The organism is Sphingomonas sp., from assembly GCF_024508665.1.
Taxonomy (GTDB): domain Bacteria; phylum Pseudomonadota; class Alphaproteobacteria; order Sphingomonadales; family Sphingomonadaceae; genus Sphingomonas.
Genome location: NZ_JANINP010000001.1, coordinates 551908 through 577115, shown reverse-complemented (window position 1 = coordinate 577115; position 25208 = coordinate 551908). Strand labels below are relative to the sequence as shown.

Annotated in this window: 22 protein-coding genes; 11 read left to right on the top strand and 11 right to left on the bottom strand. The window is 64.8% G+C overall.

What is annotated here, in order from left to right; translation table 11 throughout:
- Positions 1-151 precede the first annotated feature (151 nt).
- Complete coding sequence (locus Q0L25_RS02680) at positions 152-2380, bottom strand: DPP IV N-terminal domain-containing protein (RefSeq protein ID WP_296611361.1); 2229 nt, start codon at positions 2378-2380, stop codon at positions 152-154.
- Positions 2381-2563: 183 nt separating this feature from the next.
- On the opposite strand from Q0L25_RS02680, the gene Q0L25_RS02675 reads away from it, so the two are divergent.
- Complete coding sequence (locus Q0L25_RS02675; protein ID WP_296611360.1) at positions 2564-2944, top strand: VOC family protein; 381 nt, start codon at positions 2564-2566, stop codon at positions 2942-2944.
- On the opposite strand, the gene Q0L25_RS02670 is transcribed toward Q0L25_RS02675, so the two are convergent.
- Entirely contained in the window at positions 2931-3494 is a 564-nt protein-coding gene (locus Q0L25_RS02670) for a DNA-3-methyladenine glycosylase I (protein WP_296611359.1), read from the bottom strand. The two genes, Q0L25_RS02675 and Q0L25_RS02670, sit on opposite strands and share 14 nt — an antisense overlap.
- Before the next feature lie 140 nt (positions 3495-3634).
- Between Q0L25_RS02670 and Q0L25_RS02665 the strand changes: the two genes are divergently transcribed.
- Positions 3635-4837: a serine hydrolase gene (locus Q0L25_RS02665; RefSeq protein ID WP_296611358.1), complete on the top strand. Its 1203-nt coding sequence runs from the start codon at positions 3635-3637 to the stop codon at positions 4835-4837.
- Positions 4838-4860: 23 nt separating this feature from the next.
- Here the strand turns inward: Q0L25_RS02665 and Q0L25_RS02660 are convergent, their stop codons facing one another.
- The 4 genes from Q0L25_RS02660 to Q0L25_RS02645 form a co-directional block, all read right to left on the bottom strand.
- Entirely contained in the window at positions 4861-6411 is a 1551-nt protein-coding gene (locus Q0L25_RS02660; protein ID WP_296611357.1) for an amidohydrolase family protein, read from the bottom strand.
- A 348-nt stretch (positions 6412-6759) separates the two neighbouring features.
- Positions 6760-7140, bottom strand: coding sequence for a 50S ribosomal protein L19 (gene rplS / locus Q0L25_RS02655; RefSeq protein ID WP_296611356.1), 381 nt, complete (start codon positions 7138-7140; stop codon positions 6760-6762).
- A 1-nt stretch (position 7141) separates the two neighbouring features.
- Complete coding sequence (gene trmD / locus Q0L25_RS02650; RefSeq protein ID WP_296611355.1) at positions 7142-7885, bottom strand: tRNA (guanosine(37)-N1)-methyltransferase TrmD; 744 nt, start codon at positions 7883-7885, stop codon at positions 7142-7144.
- Complete coding sequence (locus tag Q0L25_RS02645; protein WP_296611354.1) at positions 7882-8610, bottom strand: metallophosphoesterase family protein; 729 nt, start codon at positions 8608-8610, stop codon at positions 7882-7884. The genes trmD and Q0L25_RS02645 overlap by 4 nt, the downstream gene beginning before the upstream one ends.
- Before the next feature lie 179 nt (positions 8611-8789).
- Here Q0L25_RS02645 and Q0L25_RS02640 point away from each other — a divergent pair, with 179 nt between their 5' ends.
- Entirely contained in the window at positions 8790-10085 is a 1296-nt protein-coding gene (locus tag Q0L25_RS02640) for an Hsp70 family protein (RefSeq protein ID WP_296611353.1), read from the top strand.
- 21 nt (positions 10086-10106) lie between these two features.
- Here the strand turns inward: Q0L25_RS02640 and rimM are convergent, their stop codons facing one another.
- From rimM to ffh, 3 genes are all read right to left on the bottom strand, one after another.
- The gene (gene rimM, locus Q0L25_RS02635; RefSeq protein WP_296611352.1) at positions 10107-10604 is read right to left on the bottom strand and encodes a ribosome maturation factor RimM; all 498 of its coding nucleotides are present in this window, start codon (positions 10602-10604) and stop codon (positions 10107-10109) included.
- A complete protein-coding gene (gene rpsP, locus Q0L25_RS02630; RefSeq protein ID WP_296611351.1) occupies positions 10604-11167 on the bottom strand; it encodes a 30S ribosomal protein S16 in 564 nt (187 codons plus the stop codon). The genes rimM and rpsP overlap by 1 nt, the downstream gene beginning before the upstream one ends.
- A 100-nt stretch (positions 11168-11267) precedes the next feature.
- A complete protein-coding gene (gene ffh / locus Q0L25_RS02625) occupies positions 11268-12761 on the bottom strand; it encodes a signal recognition particle protein (RefSeq protein ID WP_296611350.1) in 1494 nt (497 codons plus the stop codon).
- Positions 12762-13009: 248 nt separating this feature from the next.
- Between ffh and Q0L25_RS02620 the strand changes: the two genes are divergently transcribed.
- The gene (locus Q0L25_RS02620) at positions 13010-14620 is read left to right on the top strand and encodes an EAL domain-containing protein (protein ID WP_296611349.1); all 1611 of its coding nucleotides are present in this window, start codon (positions 13010-13012) and stop codon (positions 14618-14620) included.
- On the opposite strand, the gene Q0L25_RS02615 is transcribed toward Q0L25_RS02620, so the two are convergent.
- Positions 14595-15173 (bottom strand): DUF924 family protein, encoded by a 579-nt coding sequence (locus Q0L25_RS02615; protein ID WP_296611348.1) that lies wholly within the window; start codon positions 15171-15173, stop codon positions 14595-14597. The genes Q0L25_RS02620 and Q0L25_RS02615 overlap by 26 nt on opposite strands.
- Between Q0L25_RS02615 and mtaB the strand changes: the two genes are divergently transcribed.
- The 7 genes from mtaB (at position 15172) to Q0L25_RS02580 (ending at position 24495) form a co-directional block, all read left to right on the top strand.
- Positions 15172-16440, top strand: coding sequence for a tRNA (N(6)-L-threonylcarbamoyladenosine(37)-C(2))-methylthiotransferase MtaB (mtaB, locus tag Q0L25_RS02610; RefSeq protein WP_296611347.1), 1269 nt, complete (start codon positions 15172-15174; stop codon positions 16438-16440). The two genes, Q0L25_RS02615 and mtaB, sit on opposite strands and share 2 nt — an antisense overlap.
- Positions 16437-17372: a signal recognition particle-docking protein FtsY gene (ftsY, locus tag Q0L25_RS02605; protein WP_296611346.1), complete on the top strand. Its 936-nt coding sequence runs from the start codon at positions 16437-16439 to the stop codon at positions 17370-17372. The genes mtaB and ftsY overlap by 4 nt, the downstream gene beginning before the upstream one ends.
- Positions 17369-18055, top strand: a complete 687-nt coding sequence (locus Q0L25_RS02600; protein ID WP_296611345.1) for an inner membrane-spanning protein YciB — start codon at positions 17369-17371, stop codon at positions 18053-18055. The genes ftsY and Q0L25_RS02600 overlap by 4 nt, the downstream gene beginning before the upstream one ends.
- Positions 18056-18151: 96 nt before the next feature.
- The gene (locus tag Q0L25_RS02595) at positions 18152-18493 is read left to right on the top strand and encodes a hypothetical protein (RefSeq protein ID WP_296611344.1); all 342 of its coding nucleotides are present in this window, start codon (positions 18152-18154) and stop codon (positions 18491-18493) included.
- Between the two features lie 48 nt (positions 18494-18541).
- Positions 18542-19483, top strand: a complete 942-nt coding sequence (locus Q0L25_RS02590; protein ID WP_296611343.1) for a cation diffusion facilitator family transporter — start codon at positions 18542-18544, stop codon at positions 19481-19483.
- Positions 19484-19558: 75 nt separating this feature from the next.
- A complete protein-coding gene (locus tag Q0L25_RS02585; RefSeq protein ID WP_296611342.1) occupies positions 19559-23575 on the top strand; it encodes a non-ribosomal peptide synthetase in 4017 nt (1338 codons plus the stop codon).
- A 293-nt stretch (positions 23576-23868) separates the two neighbouring features.
- Complete coding sequence (locus Q0L25_RS02580; RefSeq protein ID WP_296611341.1) at positions 23869-24495, top strand: hypothetical protein; 627 nt, start codon at positions 23869-23871, stop codon at positions 24493-24495.
- 6 nt (positions 24496-24501) lie between these two features.
- Here Q0L25_RS02580 and Q0L25_RS02575 read toward each other — a convergent pair whose 3' ends face one another.
- On the bottom strand, positions 24502-25107 hold the full coding sequence (locus Q0L25_RS02575; RefSeq protein ID WP_296611340.1) for a superoxide dismutase: 606 nt from the start codon (positions 25105-25107) through the stop codon (positions 24502-24504).
- Positions 25108-25208: the final 101 nt, after the last annotated feature.

The following is a 25208-nucleotide window of genomic DNA, read 5'->3' as shown; positions in this document are numbered from 1 at the left end:
GCGCCGAAGGCGACGGAGGGGGCGGAGGGGGCGGACAGCGGCTCACCCGTCGTGCTTCCTCCCTCTCCGTCAGGCTGCGCCTGCCACCTCCCCCTGGCGGGGGAGGATTAAAAAAAAGCCGATACTTGCCGTCTAAATGCCGAGCGGCTGGCTATCGCGCCAGCCGGTTCTTCACCACGCGATCGAAATAATTGAAGATCGTCGTCCAGACATGGATGTCGCGCGCCGCGGCATGCGTCTTCCCCGGATAGAACATCATTTCGAACGGACGATTGGCCGCCTGCATCTTGGCCGCGAACGCGGTCGAATTCTCGAACACGACATTATCGTCCGACATGCCGTGCACCAGCAGCAGCGGGTCGCTGATCTTCGGCGCGTCATCGATCGCGTCCGACGTCGCATAGGCTTTGGCGTCCGCCTTGGGGTTGCCCATGTAACGCTCGGTATAATGCGTGTCGTAGAGTTCCCACTTGGTCACCGGTGCGCCCGCGACGCCGCCCGCATAGACGCCAGGATTGGCCTCCAGCATCTTCAAGGTCATGTAGCCGCCATAGGACCAGCCATAGATCCCGATCCGGTCGGGATCGACATAGGCCTGCTGCTTGAGCCACTTCGCGCCGGCTAGCTGGTCCTGAACCTCGATCGATCCCATCGCGCGATAGATCTTGTCTTCGAATGCCTTGCCGCGATTGGGCGAGCCGCGATTGTCGAGCTGGAAGAAGATATAGCCTTTGCTGACGATCAATTGCTCGAGCGGGCTCTCCCACCCGCGCGTCACCGTCTGGCTGTGCGGGCCACCATAATGCTGGAAGAACACCGGATAGCGCTTGCCCGGCTCCAGCGGGGGCGTGATCATCTCGTAATAGAGATCGGTGCCGTCGGCCGCCTTGATCGTGCCGAACGTCCGCTGCCGATGGGTGCCGAGATACGGGTAATAAGGATGCCCCGGCTTCATCGCATTCTCGTTGATCCAGCCAAGCTTCTTGCCCGTCGTGTCGGCGAGATAGGTCTGCGGCGGCTGGTTGGGATTGGAGCGCGTCACGATCAGCCGCGTCGCGGCATCGTCCATCACCGCCTTGTTGGTCCAGCCACGCTCGGTCAGCCGGGTCACCGCGTTCGGTCGAGCGATATCGACCGTGTAGAGCTGCTGCTCGAGCACGTCGTCCTTGTTCGCCATGAAATAGAGCCGCCCGCGCGCTTCGTCGACACCAACCAGATCGGTGACTTGCCACGGGCCCTTGGTCAGCTGCATCCATTTGCCCTTGGCGAACCGGTATAGGTGTCCGAAGCCATCGCGCTCGGACCACCAGATCAGGCTGCCGTCCTTCATCGCGTGGTAATTGTCGCTGAGATTGACCCAGCTGTCGGGTCCCGACTTCTCGCTGAACCACGTCCTCGCCTTGCCCGTCGCGGGGTCGACGGCGAGCATGTCGAGCCCGGTCTGCGCGCGGTTCTCACGCTGGACCAGCAAGGTCTTGCCGTCGGGCGTCCAGTCGACGCGGGTCAAGTAGATGTCTGGATCGCTGCCCAGGTCGACCTTGACCTTGCCGCCGGTCGCGGGGTCGATGACGTAGAGCTGGACGTGAACGTTGGGCGTGCCGGCCGACGGATAGCGCTGGTCGAACACCTTGGTGCCCTCGGCGCCGATCGCCGCACGCGTGACGATACCGACCGGCGCCTCGTCGAACCGTTCGACCGCGACCAGACGGTCGCCAGGCGCCCACCAATAGCCGGTGCGGCGATCCATTTCCTCTTGCGCGACGAACTCTGCCTCACCCCAATGGACGGTACCGCCGCCGTCCGATGTCAACGCCTTGGCAGCGCCGCCTCCGAGCGGCTGAACGAACAGATTCTGGTCACGCACGAAACTGACGAACCCGCCCGCCGGGCTGATCACCGGGTTGAGCTCGCCGCCCGGCGTATTGGTCAGCCGCTCGACCTTGCCGTCGAGATGCGCGAGGTAGAGGTCGCCGTCGAGCGGAACCAGGATCGACTTGCCGTCAGGCGCCCAATCATAGGCAACGATGCCCTTGTCGCCGGCGATGCGCGCGCGTTCGCGCTGCATCTTTTCCGCCTCGGACAATTCGGCGCCGGTGCCGACTTTCTTCGAATCGACCAGCATCCGTTCCTCGCCGGTCGCGGTGTCGCGCGCCCACAGGTCGAAACGGCTCTTCTCGTCGGCACGGGGCTTGAGCAGGGTCAGCAATTTGCCGTCGGGCGAGAGCTTCATCGCGCGGGGCTGGGATCCCGACAGATCGGGGCTGCCGAACACCCGATCGAGCGTCAGCGTCCGCTGCGCATCATCAGCAGCCACGGCACTCGTTCCGATCGCGAGAACCGCCACCAGCCCGATCATTCCACCGGTCAACCATGTCCGCATGTCCTTCGCGACTCCCTACCCACCCGACTGAGCGCGGGCGTTGCCGCGGCTTATCGCGGGCGCGGAACGTTCCGTAAAGGGCCGCGGACGCGACATTTGAGGCACCGGCTTTTACCCCTTGACCTCAACTAAGGTTGAGGAACTATCTCCACCGGCACGGAAACTTCATACGAGGAACGATCCATGCCCGGCACCTTCATCGAGCACGTCAACATTACGGTTCGCGATCCGGAACGCAGCGCCAAGCTGATGCACGATTTGTTCGGCTGGAACATCCGCTGGCAGGGCCCGGCGATCAGCGGCGGCCGATCGATCCATGTCGGTGACGACCAATTCTACCTGGCATTCTACACGAAGGACGGCGCCGACACCGCCGACGACGCTTTTCGCAAGGGCCGGCCGCTCAACCATATCGGCATCGTCGTCGACAATCTCGACGATGCTGAACGCCGCGTCGTGGCGGCGGGGCTCGAGCCGTTCAATCATGGCGACTACGAACCCGGCCGGCGGTTCTACTTCTTCGATTTCGACGGCACCGAGTTCGAATTGGTCAGCTACGGCTGAGGCCACCGCTCCGCCGGAAACATCCGTTCAAATGATCGTCGACCAGCCCGCATGCCTGCATCCAGGCATAGACGATCACCGGCCCGACGAACTTGAAGCCGCGCTTGCGGAGTTGTTTCGAGACTTCTTCGGACAGCGGCGTCTTGGCGGGCACGTGCACGCCGTCACCCTTGAGCGGCTCGCCCTCGACGAACGACCAGCAGAAATCGGCGAAGTCCTCGCTGGCATCGCGCATCGTCAGATAGGCGCGCGCATTGCCGATCGTCGCCTCGATCTTGGCGCGCGACCGGATGATCCGTGCGTCGCCGAGCAGCCGCTCGACATCGGGCGAATCGAACCTGGCGACCTTCTCCGGCTCGAAGCCCGCGAACACCTCTCGAAACGCATCGCGCTTCTTGAGGATGGTCGACCAGGAGAGCCCGGCCTGGAAACCGTCAAGCTGCAGCTTTTCCCATAATGCGCGCCCGTCGCGTTCGGGCACTCCCCATTCATTGTCATGATAGGCTTGCATCTGCGGGTCCGAACCCGCCCAGGGACAGCGATTGGTCATACCCGTCCGATAGCGCCCCGCGCGACGCTTAGCGAGCGATCCCGTAAGCTATACCGATCGCAACCCAATTGCGTTGCGCGACGGGCAAACGACCAGCAGGATCGGGACTCACTTTGCGCAAGGGAGGAAGGAAGATCGTCATGCCTCGCTGGATCGCCGCCTGCCTTCTGCTTGCTTCCTTCCCGCTTGCCAGCCCCGCAGTAGCCGGGGAACGTCAGTTCGACAGGGCGCTGGCCGACTTTCGCGCGCTGCACCGGGCGGAGGTCAAACGAGCCGGCATCGTCGGCAGCAGCTTCTACGTCGTGCGTGACGGGCATATCGTCGTCGCGGACCATCTCGGCGAACAGGACGCCGATACCAAGACGCCTATCGACGCCCAGACGATCTATCACTGGGCGTCGATCACCAAGACGATGACCGGGGTTGCGATCATGCAGTTGCGCGATCGCGGCCTGCTCAAGCTCGACGACCCGATCGTCCGCTATGTCCCTGAACTTGCCGGCGTGCACAATCCGTTCGGTGACACCGGCGACATCACCATCCGCCAGTTGATGAGCCACAGCGCGGGCTTCGGCGGTGCGACCTGGCGCTGGCGTGATCGCGACTGGCAGCCGTTCGAGCCGCCGAGCTGGGAACAGCTCAAGGCGATGATCCCCTATACCGAGGTGAAGTTCAAACCCGGCAGCCGGTTCAGCTATTCCAACCCCGGCATCGTCTATCTCGGTCAGGTGATCGAACGCCTGTCGGGTGAGGATTTCGAAGTCTATATCGACAAGAACATCCTCCGACCGCTCGGCATGTATTCAAGCTATTTCGACCGCACGCCGCCCTATCTGCTGCCGCATCGAACCCACAGTTATTACATCCGCAACGGGAAAAGGGTCGAGGCGCCGTTCGATGTCGATACCGGCGTGACGGTATCGAACGGCGGGCTCAATGCGCCGCTGCCCGACATGGCGAAATATGTCGCCTTCCTGCTCGGCGATCCGGCGCGCCAAGCCGAATATGACGTGGTGCTCAAACGCGCGTCGCTCGAGGAGATGTGGAAACCGCAAATCTCGGCGGGCGAGGATTATAGCCAGGGCCGGATGGCGAAGACGACCTGGAGCGGGCTGTCCTTCTTCCTCGACCAGACCGACGGCATCCGCATCGTCGGGCATAATGGCGACCAGAACGGCTTTCGCGCCTATCTGAGCCTCTGTCCGGACCAGCATATGGGCAGCCTGCTCACCTTCAACACCGAGACGCGCGAGGTCGAGAACGATCCCGGCAATCGCGACATGCCGGAGTCGCGGATCGCGCTGGCGACGGATAGTTTGTGCAAGGCGGTGGCGCGGCGTTAATTCCTCCCCGTTCCGGGGAGGAATTAACGCCGCGCCCGCAGCAACTTCCCCGAATACCCTGTCCGCTTGCCGCCCTCGAACGCCGGCTGGCCGTTGACCATCACCAGATCGAACCCCTCGGCCATCGCGAAGGGATCGACATAGGTCGAGCGCGCTTTGACCTTTGCCGGATCGAACAGGATGAGGTCGGCTTTCGCGCCGGCCCGCACCACGCCACGGTCGGAGAGGCGTAGAGTCTGCGCCGGAAAGCCGGTCGCCTTGCGGACCATTTCCTCGATCGTCAGCTTCTTGTCGCGGACGACATATTCCTCGACGAGCTTGGCATAGGTACCGGTCGCGCGCGGATGCCGCATGCCGGGTCCGCCATCTGTCGAGAAGGATACGTTGCGATCGAGCAGCAACGTGTCCTGCAGTACCTTGTCCATCGTGAAATGCGCGCCCGACCCACCCTCTGGCCCTAGTTTGATCAGCAGGTCGGCGAAATGCATCCGTTCCTGTTGGGCTGCCTGGGCAAGCGTCTTGCCGGCATAAGGCGGTGTGCCGATCAAGAGGGCCTCGGGTCCACCGCGCCGCGTCATCCGCGCGATCAGATAGTCACGCAATTCCTGGCGCCGCTCGCTCAGCATCGCGGCGTAATCGGTCGGCGGCAGTGCCCATTTGGGGAACAGGATCGCGATCCCGGTGTAGCCGGCTTCGTACGGATATTCGTCGGCGGTCAAATCGATGCCGCGACGGCGGAACTCGGCAACGAAGGCGAGCAACTCGCGGCCACGTTTCTCGCCTTTGCCGAACACCGATTTGAAGTGCGAGATATGCGGCCGCGCCGGTAGCGACGAGGCGACAAGTTCGTTGATCGACACCTCGATCTCATCGTCATTCTCCGACCGCATATGGCTCATGCAGACGCCGCCATAACGCGCGACGACCTTGCCAAGATTGCTGAGCTCCGGCGTCTCCGAATAGATGCCCGGAACATATTCGAGCCCGTAGGAAATACCGAATGCGCCCATGCGCATTTCGGAATCGAGTTGGGCCGCCATGCGCTCGAGCCCGGCGGCATCGAGGCGGTGCACCGAGTCCGCCACGCCGGCCGCTCGCCGGAGAGTACCGTGGCCGGCGAGCAGCGCGACGTTGATATCGACCCGCGCGCGATCAACCGCCTGCATCCAGCTCCTGGGGTCGAGGTCATTGCCGATCCTCGGCCCTTCGCCATCCTGACCGAGGGTGATGGTGGTGACGCCCATCGCCAGGAACGTCTCGTACGAATCGTGCAACGGGTCTCCATGGCTGTGCATGTCGATGAAGCCGGGCGCGAGCACCCTGCCCTCTCCCGCTACCACGCGTGACGCCGTGGCGGCTGTCTTGCCGCTCGCCGGCATGATCTGCGCGATGCGGTCGCCGACGACGAGCACGTTGGCGAGCCGTCCGGGGGCACCGGTGCCATCAACCAGCAGGATCTCGCGAAACAGCGTAGAGGCCTCACTCAACGCCCCGGCGCGAACCGCCCAGCTGGCGAGTCCTCCGGCCGCCACCGCTCCACCGATCAGCTGCCGCCGCGTCAGGCGCTGGGACATGGGCTCCCCTCTCTCGTTATCGATCCCGAGGGCCTAGACTAATCGCGATCCACTCGTTGCCGCCATAGATTGAAAGGGTGCGGCCATAGACGGCGAGCATAGGCGCTAGAGCTGAATTGCGCTGGCGTGACCTATTCCCCCTCACCCTTCCCACCGCCTGCGGCGGTGGGCCCCTTCCCTCTCCCATCGGGAGAGGGAGGGAGGCGCGAAGCGCCGGAAGGGTGAGGGCGATTAGAGATAGGTCAAACCGACCCGAGCATGCCCTAGTTCGAACCCACCGCGCCCCAACGCAAAAAGGGCGCGGAGGATGACCTCCGCGCCCTTTCTATTCTCACGAAAACGTGCCGCTCAGGCGGCGGTGTCGTTCCGCGTGTCGCGGCGTTCGGCGATACGCGCCGACTTGCCGGTGCGGCCACGCAGATAATAGAGCTTGGCACGACGCACCGCGCCCTTGCGGACGACTTCGATGCTGTCGATGTTCGGCGAGTAGAGCGGGAAGACGCGCTCGACGCCCTCACCGAACGAAATTTTGCGCACGGTAAAGTTCGAACCCATGCCCTTGTTCGAGCGCGCGATGCACACGCCCTCGTAATTCTGGACGCGGGTGCGCTCGCCTTCGACCACCTTCACGCCGACGCGCAGCGTGTCGCCCGGGCGGAATTCCGGGATCTTCTTGGCCTCTACGAACTTCGCAATGTTCTCGGCCTCGAGTTGCTGGATGATGTTCATCTCAGTCGTCCTTCTTTCGTCGCCGCGCGCCAGAGGGAGGCTGGACCCGAGCGCCCTCGTGGCGCTCCCAAAGATCCGGTCTCCGTAACCGTGTGTCCGTCTCGGCCATCGACTTTCGCCAGGCCGCGATCTTCGCATGATCCCCCGATCGCAGCACTTCGGGGATCGTGCGCCCTTCCCATTCGACAGGTCGGGTATAATGCGGATATTCGAGAAGGCCGCTTTCGAAGCTCTCTTCATCTCCGCTGGAAGGCGCGCCCATTACGCCGGGAAGCAGCCGAATGCAAGCGTCCAGCAACACCAGCGCACCCATCTCTCCACCCGACAGCACATAGTCGCCGATCGACACCTGTTCGATCGGCCGCGCATCGAACAATCGCTCGTCGAATCCCTCGAACCGCCCGCATAGCACTATCGCGCCGGGACCGGCCGCGAGATCACGGACGCGCGCCTGGGTAAGCGGCCTGCCGCGCGGTGTCATCGCCAGGATCGGGCGGCCGCCAGGACCATGGGCAATGACGCTGTCGAGGGCGCCCGCGACCACGTCCGCACGAAGCACCATGCCCGCGCCGCCCCCTGCCGGCGTATCATCCACCGTCCGATGCTTGTCGATCGCAAAGTCGCGGATATTGACCGCGTCGAGACTCCATTTGCCCTCGCCCAGTGCGCGGCCCGCTAGCGAAGTGCCGAGCGGCCCGGGAAACATGTCGGGATAAAGCGTGAGAACGGTAGCGGCGAACGTCATGCCATCCGCCCAGTCCTGAGGGCGACCGCCCAACCCGCGCTGCCATTTGCATCGGCGCGCCGCGCGGCCGCTTCATGATCATAGCCGATCGAGCGTAGCGTCACCTCTGTCCCCTCGACGATGGCATAACGCGCCAGCGGATCGCCCATTTCGACCCGATAGGGCATGGGGTGATCATCGTCATAGGCCTGCAACCCGACCGAGCCGGGATTGGCGATCGTCCGGCCGTCTGCCAGCCTCGCAACGCGCGGCAAATGGGTATGGCCGCACAGGATCAAGCTCCCGTTACGGTCCCCTGCCCGCTCTCGTAGCTCGGCGTCCGTCGCCTCGCGAGCGCGCCCCCCTTCGACCGTATAAAGGAAATGTTCGAGATCGTTGGTCGGCGTGCCGTGACAGAGCAGCATATCCGGGGACAAATGCAGCGTCGGCGGAAGGGCGGCCAGCCATTGAAGGTGACGATCGCTGAGCGTGTCGCGGGCAAAGGCGTCGCTCGCACCCATCCGCGCGCGGTCGATGGTCAGCAACTGGCGCTCATGGTTGCCGGCGATCGTTGGCCAATCGAGCGCGATCAACCGATCGGCGGTTTCCGCCGGCCAGAGCGGTCCCGACAGCGAATCCCCAAGATTGACGAACGCGCCACAGCCTTGCGCCTGGGCGTCGGCGATCACTGCCTCCAGCGCGGGCAGGTTGCCGTGGATGTCGGTGAGGACAGCGATCCGGCTCATAGGGCAAGGGTGATGAAATTGGGAGGAACGGCGGTCGACATCGTTCGACCATTGCCCGCGCCGCCCCGGACGGCAAGTGGCCGGCTGGCTGGCTAAACGAAAATGGCGGAAACAGTCACGTAGGCACGGCATTTCAGCTTTTGCCGCCGGTCGCCAACCCCGCTAGAGGCGCGCCGGCCATGAATGACGCTGCCCCCTCCGCACTGGGATTCGATTTCGGCACCACCAACAGCGTGGTCGCCGCAACGCAGGGTGATAGCGCCGAACTGATCATGCTCAACGCCCCCGAGGGCAAGGATGCGGTATTCCGCTCGGCTTTGTGTTTCTGGGAGGACGGCGACGCCCGGGTCGCGCTCGGTGCCGAAGCGGGCCCCTGGGCAATCCGCGAATATCTCGACTTCCCGCAGGGCAGCCGCTTCATTCAGTCGTTCAAGTCGGTTGCCGCGAGCGCAAGCTTCGAACATGCAACGATATTCGAACGCCGCTTGCGGTTCGAGGATCTTGGCCAGCTTTTCCTGCGCAAGCTCGCTGCCCGATCGGGCGGGCGATTGGGTGGAAAAGCGTCCCGCATCATCGTCGGCCGGCCGGTCGAGTTCGCCGGCAGCCGGCCCGACGAGGCGATTGCCAGGCAGCGTTACGATTTGATGTTCGCCCCGCTCGGCGCGGAAATCCACTATGTCTACGAACCGCTTGGTGCCGCGTTCAGTTATGCGTCGCGCATCACCGATCCGGCGACAATCCTGGTCGCCGATTTCGGCGGCGGGACCAGCGATTTCTCGGTGGTGCGGATCGAGGCACCGGGCGCGCCGCGCCGCTGTACGCCGCTAGGCCATGCCGGCGTCGGCATCGCCGGCGATCGGTTTGATGCGCGAATCATCGACAATCTGGTCATGCCGCTGCTCGGCAAGGGCGGATGCTATCGCTCATTCGACAAGATACTCGACATTCCAGGGGGTTATTTCACCGACTTCGCGGACTGGTCGAAGCTGGCCCTGATGCGCAATCGGCGCACTCTGGCCGAGCTGGAGAAACTCCGACGCGCTGCGCTCGACCCGGCCGCGATCGGCCGGATGATCGCGGTGATCGACCAGGAACTTGGCTATCAATTGTACGATGCCGTCGGCCAGCTCAAACGCGCGCTCTCGGCATCAGACCAGGCTCATTTTCATTTCGCCGGCGCCGGCCTCGCGATCGAGGCGGACGTCACGCGCGACGAATTCGAAGCCTGGATCGCCTCCGATGTCGCACGGATAGAGGTCGCGGCCGATCGCGCGCTGGCCGCCGCGGGGATCGAGGCGAGAGACGTCGATCGCGTTTTCCTGACCGGCGGCACGTCGCTGACTCCGCGCATCCGGCGCCTGTTCGCCGACCGTTTCGGCGAGGACCGGATCGCGTCAGGCGGAGAACTCACCTCGATCGCGCACGGATTGGCGCTGATCGGGCAACAGGAGGACCTCACCGCCTGGGCGGTGTGACGCGCCTGCGGTCACCCTCGATCAGGCTTGGTCGGCGTAAGCTGCGGCGACCACCAGCCGATCCGCATCCCATTCAGGAACCGCTTCGGGGCGCATCGGCACCATGAAGCGCTTACCAGGCTTGCCGTCCTCCGCCGGCCGCTCGATCTCGATCACGTCGCCCGCGCCGAAATTCTCGATCAGCACGACATGGCCGAGCGACTCGCCGGTATCCGATACGACCGGCAGGCCGAGCAGATCGGCATGGTAATATTCGCCCTCACCCAATGGCGGCAGCGCCGAGCGCGGCACGGTGAGTTCGGTACCGCGCAATTTCTCGGCGGCGGTGCGATCCGGGATTTCGGCGAAACGCGCGATCGCGCCCTGCGGCGTGATGCGCAGAGTCTTCAGTGTCAGCGCACCGGCGTTGAAGCTTTTATGCGGCTTCAGGTCCTCGGCGAAGACCTTCAGCCGGACTTCCCCCGTCACGCCATGCGCGCCGGTGACGACGGCGAGCGTGACGGAGGTATCCTTTGGCATCAGCCCTCGGCCGGAGCCTGGGCGCTCTCGCCCTCGCTGGCGGCGGTGTCGCCGGCATCGGCGTCCGGGGTCGATTCATTAACGTCGGCGGCCGGGGTCTCCTCGGCGACCGCCTCGGCAACGGCCTCGGCCTCGGGCGTCGGCTCTTCCGTCGCGGCTTCGACTTCAGCGGCCATCACCGCCTCGGCTTCGGCCTGATTGGCGGCCTCGGCAGCTTCGGCAGCCTCGGCGGCCTTCGACGCACGCTCCTCGGCACGCTCCTTGGCCTTTTCGCCCGGCTCACCCTTCTTCGGGTTGTTGCGGGCCGCACGCTCCTTCACGCCGGCAGCGTCGAGGAAGCGGGCAACGCGGTCGGTCGGCTGCGCGCCGACGCCCAGCCAATGCTTGGCGCGATCGGCATCGAGGACGACGCGCTTCTCGTCGTCCTTGCCGAGCAGCGGGTTGTAGTTGCCGATCTTCTCGATGAACTTGCCGTCACGCGGGCTGCGCGCATCGGCCACGACGATACGGTAATACGGACGCTTCTTCGAACCGCCGCGCGAAAGACGAATGCTCAGTGCCATGGTAGTTGTACTTCCTTCTTCAATCGTCATCCCAGCGAAAGCTGGGATCTTTCTGTTGTATTCCTGCCGCTTGAGACCCCAGCTTGCGCTGGGGTGAGGGCTACTTCTTCTTCACGTTCATGAAATTCTGGAACCCTGGCGGCAGCTTGGCCCCCGTGCCGGGCAGGCCGGGCAGCCCTCCCATCTGGTTCATCGCATCGGCAAGGTCGGGACCACCGGCCGCGCCGGGCAGGCTGCCGACGCCGCCGCCTTTGCCCAGCATCGCCATCATACCCCGGATGCCGCCCATCTTCTTGATGCGCTTCATGGCAGTGGCCATTTCCTGGTGCATCTTGATCAGCTTGTTGACTTCCTGGACGGTCGTCCCCGAGCCGTTGGCGATGCGGATCTTGCGCTTGGCGTTGAGCAATTCCGGCTTGTTGCGCTCCTTGGGCGTCATCGACGTGATGATCGCATCCATGCGCAGTAGCACCTTGTCGCCGCCGACCTGATCGACCGCGGCTTGCGCCTTCTTCATGCCGGGGATCATCCCCGCCAGCGCGCCGATGCCGCCCATCTTCTTCATCTGCTGCAGCTGGCTGCGCAGGTCATTCATGTCGAACTGACCCTTGGACAGCCGCTGCGCCATGCGCTCGGCATCTTCCTGCTGGATCGATTCGGCAGCGCGCTCGACCAGGCTGACGACGTCGCCCATGCCGAGGATACGGCCGGCGACGCGGCTCGGGTGGAAGCCCTCGATCGCGTCGAGCTTTTCGCCGGTGCCGGCGAACTTGATCGGCTTGCCGGTGACCGCGCGCATCGACAGCGCGGCGCCACCTCGGGCATCGCCGTCCATCCTGGTCAGCACGACGCCGGTCAGCGGCACCTGATCGGAGAAGGAGCGCGCGACGTTGACCGCATCCTGACCGGTCAGGCTGTCGACGACGAGCAGGATTTCCTGCGGCTTGGCGATGTCGGCGACTGCCTTCATCTCGTCCATCAACGCCTGATCAACGTGCAAGCGCCCGGCCGTGTCGAGCATCAGCACGTCATAGCCCTGCAGCTTCGCCGCCTGGAGCGCGCGCCGGGCGATGTCGACCGGCTGCTGGCCGGCGACGATCGGGAGCGTCGCGACCTCTGTCTGCTCGCCAAGGATCGCGAGCTGCTCCTGCGCCGCCGGGCGATTGACGTCGAGCGACGCCATCAGCACCTTCTTGCGATCGCGCCCGCCCTGGCCGCTGCTCAGCCGCTTGGCGATCTTGGCGGTAGTGGTGGTCTTGCCCGACCCCTGCAGGCCGACCATCATCACGACGGCGGGCGGAGTGACGCCGAGGTTGAGCTCGCTCTCGTCGGCGCCGAGCATCTCGACCAAGCCGTCATGGACGATCTTGACAACCTGCTGCCCGGGCGTGATCGAGCGCAGCACTTGCTGGCCGATGGCCTGCTCAGTGATCTTCTCGACGAAATCGCGCGCGACCGGCAAGGCGACGTCCGCCTCGAGCAGCGCGACACGCACTTCGCGCATCGCCGCGCGCACATCCGCCTCGGTCAGCGCGCCACGGCCACGCAACCGGTCGAATACGCCGCCAAGACGATCGCTCAGGCTGTCGAACATAAACAAATCACTCCCATCCGGACCCCAAAACGCACAAAGCGCCGGCGGACGAAACCTCGTCGGCCGGCGTCACCACATGGGTGCTCCTTGTCGCGTTCGCAAAGGGAACGGTGCCGGCCCGATAAAGGCTCGACCTGAAAAAGGCAAGCGGGCGGCACCCCCTTTTAACATCTTCTTGACCTCGCGATGCCATCAACAGCGCTGGATAGAGCCGCGGACGCGCGGTCTCGAAGAAGGGGATTTGGGGCATGAGCGAACCGGCAGCGGCCCGGCGCGAGCTGTTGAGCGGCGCGATCACGGTCGCCGCGATCCTGATGTTCATCGGCACCGGCAGCCAGGTATTGTCGATGGTGCTGAGCAATTGGATGCACCATGACGGCGGCACCAACCAGACGTTGATCATCGCCCTGTTGCTCAATGTCGCCTTGATCCTGTTCGGCTGGCGTCGCCATCGCGACCTGGCCAATGAAGTCTCGGTGCGTGCAGCGGCCGAGGAACGCGCCAACGTCCTCGCCTCCAAGGACCCGCTCACCGGCTTCCTCAATCGCCGCAGCCTGGCCGAGGAAGGCGCCGCAATGCTGATCCGCGCCGACCGCCGTCACAAGGCGATGGCGCTGATGATGCTCGACCTGGACCATTTCAAGACGGTCAACGACATGCATGGTCATACCGTCGGCGACGCGCTGCTTCGCGCCGTCGCGGACGAGATGGCGGCCGCGTTGCCCGAAAGCGCGCTGGTCGCGCGGTTCGGCGGCGACGAATTCGCCTGCGCCATGCTATTCGACCCGCAGAACCCCGACAGCGTCGAGCGCGTCGCCGAACGGCTCGTGTCGCGGATGAGCCAGCCCTTTTACGTCGAGGGACGGCATCTTCACGTCACCTGCTCGATCGGCATCGCCCGCAGCGATCGCGACGCGGCGACGATCGATGCCTTACTCCGTTCGGGCGATATCGCGATGTACGCGGCCAAGAATGCCGGGCGTAACCGCCACGCCTGGTTCGACATCTCGATGGAGCGCGAGCTTCAGTCGCGCAACGAACTCGAGAGTTCGCTCCGCGTCGCCATTCCCCGCGGCGAGATCGTCCCTTATTTCGAGCAGCAGATCGACCTGGTGACCGGACGTCTGACCGGATTCGAAGTGCTGGCGCGCTGGGAACATCCGCAGCGCGGCGTGATGATCCCCGACCAGTTCATCCCGATCGCCGAGGAAACCGGCATGATCGCGGACCTGTCGCTGTCCCTGATGCGCCAAGCATTTCTGTCCGCGCGCGACTGGCATCCGCAACTGCAATTGTCGGTCAACATCTCGCCCTGGCAGCTCAAGGACCCCTGGCTCGCGCAAAAGATCATCAAGCTGCTCACCGAAACAGGCTTCGCGCCCAGCCGGCTGGAGATCGAGATCACCGAAAGCGCGCTGTTCGACAATCTGGCGATGGCGCAGTCGATCGTCGCCAGCCTGAAGAACCAGGGAATCAAGCTCGCGCTCGACGATTTCGGCACCGGCTATTCCAGCCTCGCGCATCTTCGCGCGCTGCCGTTCGACCGCATCAAGATCGACCGCAGCTTCGTGATGTCGGTGCATCAGAATCCGGAGAGTGCTGCGATCGTCAACGCGATCGTCGGCCTTGGCGAAAGCCTCAATTTGCCGATCACCGCGGAAGGGATCGAAGACAAGGCAATCGAGGAGCGCCTGCGTAGCCTAGGCTGCGCGCGCGGCCAGGGCTATGTCTATGGGCGACCGTTGACAGCCGGCAGCGCGCGTCGCCTGCTAGCAGAGCGCCGCTTGCTGATCGCGCCCGATGCCGCCGAGGTCATCGCAGAGTCTGATCCCGCTACCAGCCGACGCCTGGCTGGCTGAGATATTCGCGCTCGATCACGGTCGAGCGTCGACCCAACGCCCGGTTACGCGACGGGAAGCGCCCGAACCGCTCGATCACCGCGGCGTGATCATGCGCGAAGCCCAGATTATGCTCGTCGCCGAGCGCGGTGAAGCGCTCGATGCTGAGCCGCTGCAGATCCGGATCCTCGGCGTGCATCAGCGGCATGTAGAGGAAGGCGCAGCGCTCCCTCGGCAATCTGCGATCGAACCCGCGCAAAAGCCCATATAGCGTCAGTTCGCGGGCTAATTCGTCATACTCGAACGCCGCGCCTTCATCGCGGAACATATTGCGCGAAAACTGGTCGATCAGGATTATCGCGGCAAGCAAGGTATCGGGGGTGCCGCGCCATCCCCGAGCCGAACTCTCCACAACGTTCAGCCGGAGCGATCCGAACCGTTCCGCAATCGCCTCGTCGAGCGTGATCGACTTGACCCAATGCTGTTCCTCGCTCAGCTCCTCGAACCAGAAGTGGAGGACATGCGCCGCCTCGTCGTGGACTTCCCCGCGCTTCGCTCCTAGATCGTCGCCCATGTCATCCCTTCCGCAGCCCGAGGTAATCAGTCTCGGGTGTCGTCTCAACATCGCAGAAAGCGAGACGATCCAGCGCATGCTGGATGGGCGCGATGTCGTGGTGATCAATAGCTGCGCGGTAACCAATAGCGCAGTGAAGCAGACCCGCACCGCGATCCGCCGCGCCCGCCGCGCCCGGCCCGGGGCCATGCTCGCGGTGACCGGCTGTGCGGCGCAGATCGACCCGGCTAGCTTTGCCGCGATGCCAGAAGTCGATCGCGTGATCGGCAATGGCGAGAAATTGCTGCCCGAAGCCTGGGCATCGAGCGACGCGCTGATCGTCGGCGACATGGCGCGCGTGACCGAGATCGCGCCGCATCTGGCGATTGCGGTCGATCAGGCGCGTGCGTTCGTCGAGGTCCAGAATGGCTGCGACCATCGCTGCACCTTCTGCGCGATCCCGTTCGGACGCGGACCGAGCCGCTCGGCGCCCGCCGGCGCGGTGATCGAGGCGATCGAGCGCGTGGTCGCGGCGGGCAAGAACGAGATCGTGCTGACCGGGGTCGACCTGACCAGTTACGGACACGATCTGCCGGGCAGCCCGACGCTGGGCAGCCTGATCGAGCGCATCCTGGCGCGGGTCCCTGCCCTTCAGCGGCTGCGCCTGTCCTCGATCGACGCGCCGGAGATCGACGACCGCCTGTTCGAGCTGCTGACGCAGGAAGCGCGGGTGATGCCGCATCTGCATCTGTCGCTCCAGGCAGGCGACGACATGATCCTCAAGCGGATGAAGCGCCGCCACATGCGTGCGGATGCGGTGCGGCTGGTCGAGCGCCTCAAGACCGCGCGGCCGGAGATCGCGATCGGCGCCGACCTGATCGCAGGCTTTCCGACCGAGGACGCGGCTATGGCGGCGAACAGCCTGGCGCTGATCGACGATTGCGACATCGTCCACGCCCATATCTTTCCCTTCAGCCCGCGCGCCGGGACGCCGGCCGCACGGATGCCGCAAGTCGAGTTGGACCTGCGCCGCGAGCGCGCCGCGCGCCTGCGGGAGGCGGCAGCGAAACGCAAGGCGCGGTGGCTCGACAGCCTGATCGGCACGACGCAACAGATACTGGTCGAAGCGCCTGGCGACCGCGGGCATGGCGCGAGCTTTGCCGATTTCGCGCTGGGGAGCCGCCATCCGGCGGGCTCCATCTTGCCGATCGTAATCGACCCAGCCCATATCCGGCATCCCCGCGAAAGCGCGGGTGACGAAGAAAGAGAAATGGCCGTAACCGCATGAGCACCACCCCATCCTGGCACCAGCGCCTGCTCGGCGGGTTCAAGCGCACCTCCGACCGTCTGGTCGGCAACTTGGCCGGTCTCGGCACCGCGCGGCTCGACGACGCGACGCTCGATGATATCGAGGAAGCGCTGATCGCCTCCGACCTCGGCCCCGCCACCGCCAAGCGCATCCGCGACCGGCTCGCGGAGGGCAGTTTCGAACGCGGCATGGAGGAACTCGGCATCCGCCTGGTCGTCGCCGAGGAAATCGAGAAGGTGCTCGAAAAGGTTGCCAAGCCGCTCGAGATCGAGGCCTTTCCGCGGCCGCAGGTCATCCTGGTGATCGGCGTCAACGGATCAGGCAAGACCACCACCATCGCCAAGCTGGCGCATTGGTTGGTCGAGCAGGATTACGGCGTCATGCTTGCGGCGGGCGATACGTTTCGCGCGGCGGCGATCGGGCAACTCGCGACCTGGGCGGAGCGCGTCGGCGTTCCGATCGTGCGCGGTGCCGAAGGCGGCGATGCCGCAGGCATCGTGTTCGAGGGCGTCAAGCAGGCGACCGAAAAAGGCATCGACGCGCTGATCGTCGACACTGCAGGGCGCCTGCAGAACAAGCGCGAGCTGATGGACGAGTTGGCCAAGATCCGCCGTGTGCTCGGGCGCATCAACCCGGCGTCGCCGCACGACGTGATCCTGGTGCTCGACGCCACCACTGGTCAGAACGCACTCAGCCAGATCGAGATTTTCAAGGAAGTCGCCGGCGTGACCGGTCTGGTCATGACCAAGCTCGACGGCACCGCGCGCGGCGGCGTGCTGGTCGCGGCCGCCGAGCAATTCGGCCTGCCGATCCACGCCATCGGGGTGGGCGAGACGCTGAGCGACTTGCGCCCCTTCGACCCCAAGGAAGTCGCCCGGATCATCGCGGGCGTCGAGGAGTTGGTGCGATGAGCACGACGAGTAAGAACGGGACCGCCGGCCTCCGCCTGGCGATCGATTATGCGCCGCTGGTGATCTTTTTCCTGGTCAACTTCCTTGCCCCGCAAGCGCTGACGATGAAGCTGGTTTCGAGCTTCAGCCATTCGCTATCGGATCTCGACCAGATGTCCGCGCTCGTCGTGTCACGCGCTATCGTCGCGACCGCGGCCTTCATGCTGGCGACCGTGATCGCACTGATCGTGTCACGCGTGAAACTCGGCAGCATTTCGCCGATGCTGTGGATTTCGGGGGCTTTGGTGCTCGTATTCGGCGGGCTGACCATCTATTTCCACGATCCCAAATTCATCCAGATGAAGCCGACTTTCGTTTATGCCGTGTTCGCGGCGATCCTGGGCTTTGGCTTGCTGAGCGGCAAACCGCTGCTCGAACAATTGCTCGGCACTGCTTATCCCGGCCTGTCGCCGCTTGGATGGCAGAAGGTCACGCGCAACTGGGCGCTGTTCTTCTTCGGCATGGCGATCCTCAACGAGCTCGTCTGGCGTTCGACCAGCTTCGATTTCTGGACCGCTTTCAAGCTTTGGGGCGCGATCCCGATGACCTTCATCTTCGCGCTCGCCAACGTGCCGATGATGATGAAGCACGGCCTGATGAGCGAGGTCGGCGACGCGGCGGCCAAGGAACTTCCGCCCGAGTGACGAAACGGCAATTAAGTTTGCCGGGCAGGAACGCTGCCGCGTTCCGCGCCGTTCTAGGTCGATTGGAGGAGCCATTTTCATGCATATCGAAGCCCGATGCGACGTGTCACGCCGCAACCTGACGGCAGGACGCTCTTGACCGCGCGCACCCCATTGGCGGCGTGGAGCGGCCTGGCGTTCGATAGCTGGGCATTGGCGTGGGAAGCATCGGCAGTCGTCGGCCTGCGCCTCGCCGAAATCGCACGCGGCGACGGCACGCTGGCAGAAGCATCGCTGATGACATCCGAAAAGATATCCGCCGCGATCGAACTGCAGGCCTCGCTGGTCGCCGGCGGCCTGTCGCTGAGCCCATTGCAGGGTGCGGAGCGCGCGGTGCGCCTCTATCGGCGAAAGGTCCGTGCCAATCGACGCCGACTGAAGGCCGCCGCACGGAAATGATCGGCACGGGACTGGCCCGGCCGACCGCTTCATGCTTAGGCGCAGTTCATGAAAGCGGATAACAACAGGGTATTGATCATCGCGCTGGCCGCAAATGTCGGCATCGCGGTGGCCAAGTTCGTCGCGGCGGCAATTACCGGCTCGTCGGCGATGCTGACCGAAGGCGTGCACAGCCTGGTCGATTCGACCAACCAATTGCTGCTGATGTACGGTCAGAAGCGCGCCGCCAAACCCGCCGACGCGCTCCACCCGGCGGGATATGGCCGCGAGCTCTATTTCTGGAGCTTCGTCGTCGCCTTGCTCGTGTTCGCGCTGGGCGCCGGCGTGTCGGTGTATGAAGGCGTGCTGCACTTCCTCGAACCCGAGCCCGCGGTGTCGCCGCTGATCGCCTATGGCGTGCTCGCGATCGCCTTCGCGCTGGAAGGCGGCTCGACCGTTGCCGCATTCCGCGAATTCAACGCCGCGCGCCGCCGCCAGTCGTGGCTGCAGGCGCTGATCTCGACCAAGGATGCGACCACGGTGATCGTGTTGCTGGAGAATGGCGCGGCGATGGCGGGCATCCTGATCGCGGCGGTCGGGCTGGCGCTGTCGCAACTAACCGGCGACCCGCGTTTCGATGGGGTAGCCTCGGTCCTGATCGGCCTGTTGCTCGGCGTCGTCGCGCTCTTCCTGGCGCGCGAGGCGAAGGGCTTGCTGATCGGCGAGGCCGCCGATCCCGACCTGATCGCCGGTATCCGCCGCGCCACGACGCGCGAAGGGATTACCGGGGTGGGCGAGATCATGACCATCCACAACGCGCCCGAGCAGATCGTCGCCGCGGTCAATGTCGATTTCGACAACCGCCTGAGCGCCGGCGATGTCGAGCGGATCATCGACGCCATCGAGCGCGACCTTCAGGCGGAATTTCCCAGTATCTATCGGGTTTACATCCGGCCGCACGAAGATGCCGGCATGAAGTTCGGCGAGACTCGCGGGCTGGCCAGGACGTAATCCTGTCCACAGGTGCGCTACCCGAATAGGGCGCATCCGATTGACGTGGATCAAAGCCCCGCTAGGGGCGATTTCATGGCACTCGAAGACCCCGTCTTGTCCACAGCGCAGGCTTTGAGCCCGGCGCCCTTGCTACTGCACCATTTTCTCGAGCCCGTAGTCGTGGCTCACGCCGACCATGCCGCGATCGACATTCCACCGGGTCGCGGCCGCGAGACGCGCCGGATCATGACGTATCGCGAATTGACGGATCGGTCCGATCGCCTGGCTCAGCATCTGGCGCCGCTCATATCGGACGAGGCGATCGTCGCCCTGCTGCTGCCGCGCACGTCGCCCTTGCTCTACGTCGCGCAGATTGCGGCACTGAAAGCGGGCGCGGCGTTCACGTGTCTCGACCCGTCCTTTCCCGACAATCGAATGCGCGAGATCGTCGAGGACGCCGCCCCCATCGCGGTGCTGACCGATCGCGAGGGGATGGCGCGCCTCGGCGCACTCGACCTCCCGGTGCGCTTGTTCGACGCCGCCGTGCTGCTGGCCGCCGAGCCACCGCCCGTCACGCTCCCGGCGGATTTGCCGCCCGAACGGCTGGCCTATGTTATCTACACATCGGGCACGACCGGGCACCCCAAGGGCGTTATGATCGAGCATCGTAACATCGCCAACCTGGTCGCGTCGGACGTGACCGAGTTCGCGTTGAGCGCGAGCGATCGGGTGATCCAGGGCTCCTCCGCCGCCTATGATTCCTCGCTCGAGGAAACCTGGCTCGCCTTCGCGGCCGGCGCCACCCTGGTGGTGATGGACGACGCCGCCGCCCGGCTGGGGCCCGACATCGTGCGCTGGTTGCGGGAGGAGCGTGCGACGGTGTTCTGCCCGCCCCCGACCCTGTTGCGCAGTAGTGGCTGCACCGATCCGGCGCGCGATCTGCCCGACCTCAAATTGCTCTATGTCGGCGGCGAAGCGCTACCGCGCGACATCGCCGACCTGTGGTCGCAGGGGCGCCGGCTAGTCAACGGCTATGGCCCTACCGAATGCGCAGTCACGTGCCTGCGCGGCGACATCGCCGCGGTGCTGCCGATCACGATCGGCAAGCCGATCCCGAACATGGCGGCCTGGGCCCTCGACGAGGAATTGCAGCCGGTCGCCGATGGCGAGCGCGGCGAGCTATGCATTGGTGGCGCGGGCGTCGCACGCGGTTATCGCCATCGCCCCGACCTCACCGCCGAGAAGTTCGTGGAGCATCCCGAATTCGGGCGGATCTATCGCACCGGCGATCTCGTCCATCGCGAGGTCGATGGCGACTTCTTCTATCACGGGCGGATCGACGCCCAGGTCAAGCTGCGCGGCTATCGCGTCGAACTGGCCGAGATCGAGGCGCGGCTGGCGGCCTTGCCTGGGGTGCGTGCGGCCGGATGCCGGGTGCAGGACCATCGCGGCGCGCAGGAACTGATCGCCTATATCGTCCCAGAAGACCCGGCAAACCCGCCGCGTGGCGACACGTTGAAAGCGCAACTCGCCACAACACTACCGCGCTACATGGTCCCGCGCGACGTCGCGACGATCGCCGAAATTCCGACCACGGTCGGCGGCAAGATCGATCGCGCCGCGCTGCCGGAGATGCCGGTCTCGACGGAGCATGAAACGGGCGTGATCGTTGCACCCCAGAACGACCTGGAGCGCTTGCTTGCGGACGGCATGGCCGACATTCTCAAGCGGCCCGGTGGAGTTTCGGTCGATGCCGATTTCTTCGAGGATCTTGGGGGCGATTCGCTGAGCGCGGCGATGCTGGTCACATTGCTGCGGGACCATCATCACACCGAATGGATCACGGTGAGCGACATCTATGATGCACGTACCGTGCGCGGGCTGGCCAAGCTCGCCGGCCGCATTCCGGCATTTGCCGATGCGTCGGACGAACCTCCACTGCTTCGCGAGGGCGAAGCGCGGCCATTGCTCGCCAATATCGTGCAGATCGCCTGGCTCAGCGGCCAATTGCTTGTCGGTGCCTGGGCGACCTGGTTCGCCGCCTTCATTCTGCTTCCCCCGATCTTCGGCGACCTCGGCCTGCCCGCCTTCATCCTGCTCGCGCCCGTGCTCGCGCTGGCGGCGGCTGTGCTCTACATCCCGCTGTCGGTCGCTTTCGCCGTCGCGGTGAAAAGACTGGTGATCGGCAAATATCGTCCGATCCGCGCGCCGGTCTGGAGTCCCTATTATCTCCGCCACTGGATCGTCTGTCAGGCGGCTCGGCTGATCCCTTGGCCGATGCTCCAAGGCACGGTGTTCCAGCAGATCGCGTTGCGCGCGCTCGGCGCGAAGATCGGACGGCGCGTGCACTTGCATCGCGGTGTCGACCTGCGGCGGGGCGGCTGGGATCTGCTCGAGATCGGCGACGACGTTGCGATTGGGCAGGACGCGCATATCGGGCTGGTCGAACTGGATCGCGGCGACATCGTGGTCGGGTCGGTCACGCTGGAGGACGGCGCGACGATGATGGTGCGCGCCGGTGTCGAAGGCGATTGCCGGATCGGTGCGGGCAGCGTGCTGACCGCTTTGTCGGTGCTCAATGCCGGCGGCACGATCCCGGCGGGAGAGATCTGGGATGGCGTGCCCGCCGGCCGTACCGGCATGGTGGCCCCTGCCCCGGCCCTCCCGATACATTCGCGGCAAATGAAACCGTGGCGGCACAGCCTGTTGATGATGCTGGCCGAAGGCGCGGCGGCGATGATCGCGGCGCTCCCCGCCGAATTGCTGACGCTCGCCGCATGCCGGTTATCGGGTGTGGGGTTCGATCAGATCTGGCGCTGGATGTACCATCCGGTGTTCGCGTCGCGCACCGCGATGGTCGTGATCGGACTGACGGTGGTGAGCATACCGCTGACACTGGTTTGGACCGCACTCATGTTCCGGCTGATAGGCCGGGTCCACGCCGGCACGATCGGCCGTTGGAGCGCTGCTTATATCCGCGTCTGGATCAAGACGGGCATGCTCCATACGGCAGGCGAATGGCTGAGCGGGACGTTATTCTGGTCGAAATGGCTGCGGCTCGCCGGAATGAATATCGGCGCCAAATGCGAGATCAGCACGATCCTCGACGTCGTCCCCGAACTGATCACGATCGGTGAGGAAACCTTCTTCGCCGACGGCATCTATCTCGGTGGCGCCGAGGTCCGCCAGGGCAGCGTTCGGCTCGCCCCGGTCCGGCTCGGACGAAACACCTTCCTCGGCAACCACGCCGTCATCCCGGCGGGCGAGACCCTGCCCGACGACATCCTGATCGGGATCGGCACAGTCGCGGATTCGTCGCTGATCGAGCAGGGCCAATCTCGCTTCGGTCATCCCAGCTTCGATTTACCGCGGCGCGAGATCGTCGAGGCCGATCGCCGGCTGACGCACGATCCGTCGGCGATCCGCTACCTCAACCGGCTGTTCTGGGAAGTGCTGCGCTTCGCGCTGCCGGTGGTGCCGCTGATGCTGACCTTGCTGTGGTACACGATCATGGTCGATGAGGAATCCGCGCCGCCGCTGGTCTATCAACTCGTGGTGATCCCGCTTGCCGCACTGGTTCCGCTCGTCGCCTTGTGCGCGACGGTGCTTGCGCTGAAATGGATGCTGATCGGCCGGGTCAAGCCGGGGCACCATGCCTTATGGTCGTGCTGGTGCAGCCGCTGGGATTTCGTCTACGTCGCCTGGGCGAAATATGCGACGTTGCTGTTGCAAGGACTGGAAGGCACCTTCCTCTTGCCCGCCTATCTCCGCGCGATGGGTCTCAGGATCGGCAAGCGCGCAGTGCTGGGACCGCAATTCGCCCAGGTCGTCGACCCCGACATGATCCGAATCGGCGATGGCGCGACCGTCACCGCGATGTTCCAGGCGCATACGTTCGAGGACCGCGTGTTGAAGGTCGACAGGGTGACGATCGCAGCCGGCGCAACCGTGGCCGCGGCGACGGTGCCGCTATACGGCGCAGTGATCGGCGAAAACACCTATGTCGGCGCCCATAGCGTGGTGATGAAGCATGAGCATCTGCTGCCGGGCCTGCGCTATCAGGGCGTACCTACCCGCGTGATGGGTCACGAATTGCCGGTCGCGGCGTGACGTGCCCGCAGCAGTCGCTGACCTTCGGCTTCGCACGAAAGCGGGCACGCTAGGTATTTAGGGCCGGGACGTGTATTGGCATGCGACTGCTGGTTTTCCGTCCGTAGGCGCCAGCAGCTGAGAGACCGGCGCGCTCCCGCTTACATCAGCCGAAGCGGTGCCATGGACGTGATTCACGAGCTAACGCAGCCCTGTCTCGATGCTGTCGGGCTCGGGCGAATGCCGCCCTATCTCGTATCCGCGTCGTCTTCGGCCTGATGGCGCGCGCCGACGAATCATCAAGCCTAACGCGCATGCCACCCGGCGCCGTCACCGAAGAGATGCAGCATGCGGCCGCCACATTGTTCCGCGGGGCGGATTTCCTGGGCGGCTGTCTGCGGGCGCCGGTCGCGCCCGACACCGACACCCGATCCCTTGCGATCGCCGGCCGCTATCGCGCCAAGGTGATCGGCAACGGGCTGCGCGAGCTCGACCGTTTCCTCAACCTGTTGATCGACGCCGCCTCGAGCGCGGAAGGACTGCCCGTGAGACCTGGACAGCGCAACACCGCGAACAAGCTGTCCACCTATTGCACCGCGAAATCGCTGCCGAACCATGACGGAGACCGGTTGCGCGCGCTGGGGCGGTCGCGCGACTGCCTGTTCCATTGCGGCGGGCGTGTCGGACGCGGCGATCGTCGCGACGGGATAGCGATGACGGTCGGATGGCCTGCGCGGACAGGCTGCAATGCACCGCTCGATCGCGTGATGGTCGGCCAGGACGTGAACGTGACGCGCGGCGATCTGGACGATGTCTGTCTGTTCTATCGCCGGATCGCGCGCGAGCTGTGCGCCTCCGTCGGTGTTGCGCCGGCCGAACCGGTGCCGGCAGCAACGAAAAAGGGCCCCGCCAGCGCGGAGCCCTCCATCGTTCGATCGTAGCGGCGATCAGCCGGCGACGCTGTCGTAAATCCGTCCAGCCTCGTTCCAGTTCACGACGTCCCACCACGCTTTCAAATATCCCCCGCGGTCGTTGCGGTAGGTCAGATAATAAGCGTGCTCCCAGACGTCGTTGCCCAGGATCGGCGTGCCGCGATCGGCGACGACGTCCATCAGCGGATTGTCCTGGTTCGGAGTCGAGGTGACCTTGAGCTTGCCCGACGCGTCGGCGATCAGCCAGGCCCAACCCGAACCGAACTGTCCGGCGCCCTTGGCGTTGAACTCTTCCTTGAGTTTATCGAGGCCGCCGAACTCGGCGATCGCGTTGGCCAGCTTGCCCGACGGCTGACCGCCACCGGGCGCCATGATCTTCCAGAAGAAGTCGTGGTTCCAATAGCCGCCACCGTTGTTGCGTACCTTGGCCGACGCCGTCGATGCACTGGCGAGGATATCCTCGATCGACTTGCCCTCGAGCCCGCTCTCAGCGATCCCGGCGTTCAGATTGTCGGTATACGCCTTGTGGTGCTTGTCGTGGTGATACTTCATGGTTTCTTCGCTGATCGTCGGCGCCAGCGATTCATATCCATAAGGAAGCGGCGGGAGTTCGAAAGCCATGGGGAAGCTCCTCCTTCTTTGAACGGCTCTAAAGGGGACGTCGGATGCCGAACGCCCATGCCCGCCAAATGGGTCCAGCGAACTCGTTGCGCAAGCGATTC

Excerpts from the sequence above, each read along its gene's own strand:
- Q0L25_RS02680 (WP_296611361.1), bottom strand. The coding sequence starts at position 2,380 with ATGCGGACATGGTTGACCGGTGGAATGATCGGGCTGGTGGCGGTTCTC.
- Q0L25_RS02675 (WP_296611360.1), top strand. The coding sequence starts at position 2,564 with ATGCCCGGCACCTTCATCGAGCACGTCAACATTACGGTTCGCGATCCG.
- Q0L25_RS02670 (WP_296611359.1), bottom strand. The coding sequence starts at position 3,494 with ATGACCAATCGCTGTCCCTGGGCGGGTTCGGACCCGCAGATGCAAGCC.
- Q0L25_RS02665 (WP_296611358.1), top strand. The coding sequence starts at position 3,635 with ATGCCTCGCTGGATCGCCGCCTGCCTTCTGCTTGCTTCCTTCCCGCTT.
- Q0L25_RS02660 (WP_296611357.1), bottom strand. The coding sequence starts at position 6,411 with ATGTCCCAGCGCCTGACGCGGCGGCAGCTGATCGGTGGAGCGGTGGCG.
- rplS (WP_296611356.1), bottom strand. The coding sequence starts at position 7,140 with ATGAACATCATCCAGCAACTCGAGGCCGAGAACATTGCGAAGTTCGTA.
- trmD (WP_296611355.1), bottom strand. The coding sequence starts at position 7,885 with ATGACGTTCGCCGCTACCGTTCTCACGCTTTATCCCGACATGTTTCCC.
- Q0L25_RS02645 (WP_296611354.1), bottom strand. The coding sequence starts at position 8,610 with ATGAGCCGGATCGCTGTCCTCACCGACATCCACGGCAACCTGCCCGCG.
- Q0L25_RS02640 (WP_296611353.1), top strand. The coding sequence starts at position 8,790 with ATGAATGACGCTGCCCCCTCCGCACTGGGATTCGATTTCGGCACCACC.
- rimM (WP_296611352.1), bottom strand. The coding sequence starts at position 10,604 with ATGCCAAAGGATACCTCCGTCACGCTCGCCGTCGTCACCGGCGCGCAT.
- rpsP (WP_296611351.1), bottom strand. The coding sequence starts at position 11,167 with ATGGCACTGAGCATTCGTCTTTCGCGCGGCGGTTCGAAGAAGCGTCCG.
- ffh (WP_296611350.1), bottom strand. The coding sequence starts at position 12,761 with ATGTTCGACAGCCTGAGCGATCGTCTTGGCGGCGTATTCGACCGGTTG.
- Q0L25_RS02620 (WP_296611349.1), top strand. The coding sequence starts at position 13,010 with ATGAGCGAACCGGCAGCGGCCCGGCGCGAGCTGTTGAGCGGCGCGATC.
- mtaB (WP_296611347.1), top strand. The coding sequence starts at position 15,172 with ATGTCATCCCTTCCGCAGCCCGAGGTAATCAGTCTCGGGTGTCGTCTC.
- Q0L25_RS02615 (WP_296611348.1), bottom strand. The coding sequence starts at position 15,173 with ATGGGCGACGATCTAGGAGCGAAGCGCGGGGAAGTCCACGACGAGGCG.
- ftsY (WP_296611346.1), top strand. The coding sequence starts at position 16,437 with ATGAGCACCACCCCATCCTGGCACCAGCGCCTGCTCGGCGGGTTCAAG.
- Q0L25_RS02600 (WP_296611345.1), top strand. The coding sequence starts at position 17,369 with ATGAGCACGACGAGTAAGAACGGGACCGCCGGCCTCCGCCTGGCGATC.
- Q0L25_RS02595 (WP_296611344.1), top strand. The coding sequence starts at position 18,152 with ATGCGACGTGTCACGCCGCAACCTGACGGCAGGACGCTCTTGACCGCG.
- Q0L25_RS02590 (WP_296611343.1), top strand. The coding sequence starts at position 18,542 with ATGAAAGCGGATAACAACAGGGTATTGATCATCGCGCTGGCCGCAAAT.
- Q0L25_RS02585 (WP_296611342.1), top strand. The coding sequence starts at position 19,559 with ATGGCACTCGAAGACCCCGTCTTGTCCACAGCGCAGGCTTTGAGCCCG.
- Q0L25_RS02580 (WP_296611341.1), top strand. The coding sequence starts at position 23,869 with ATGCCACCCGGCGCCGTCACCGAAGAGATGCAGCATGCGGCCGCCACA.
- Q0L25_RS02575 (WP_296611340.1), bottom strand. The coding sequence starts at position 25,107 with ATGGCTTTCGAACTCCCGCCGCTTCCTTATGGATATGAATCGCTGGCG.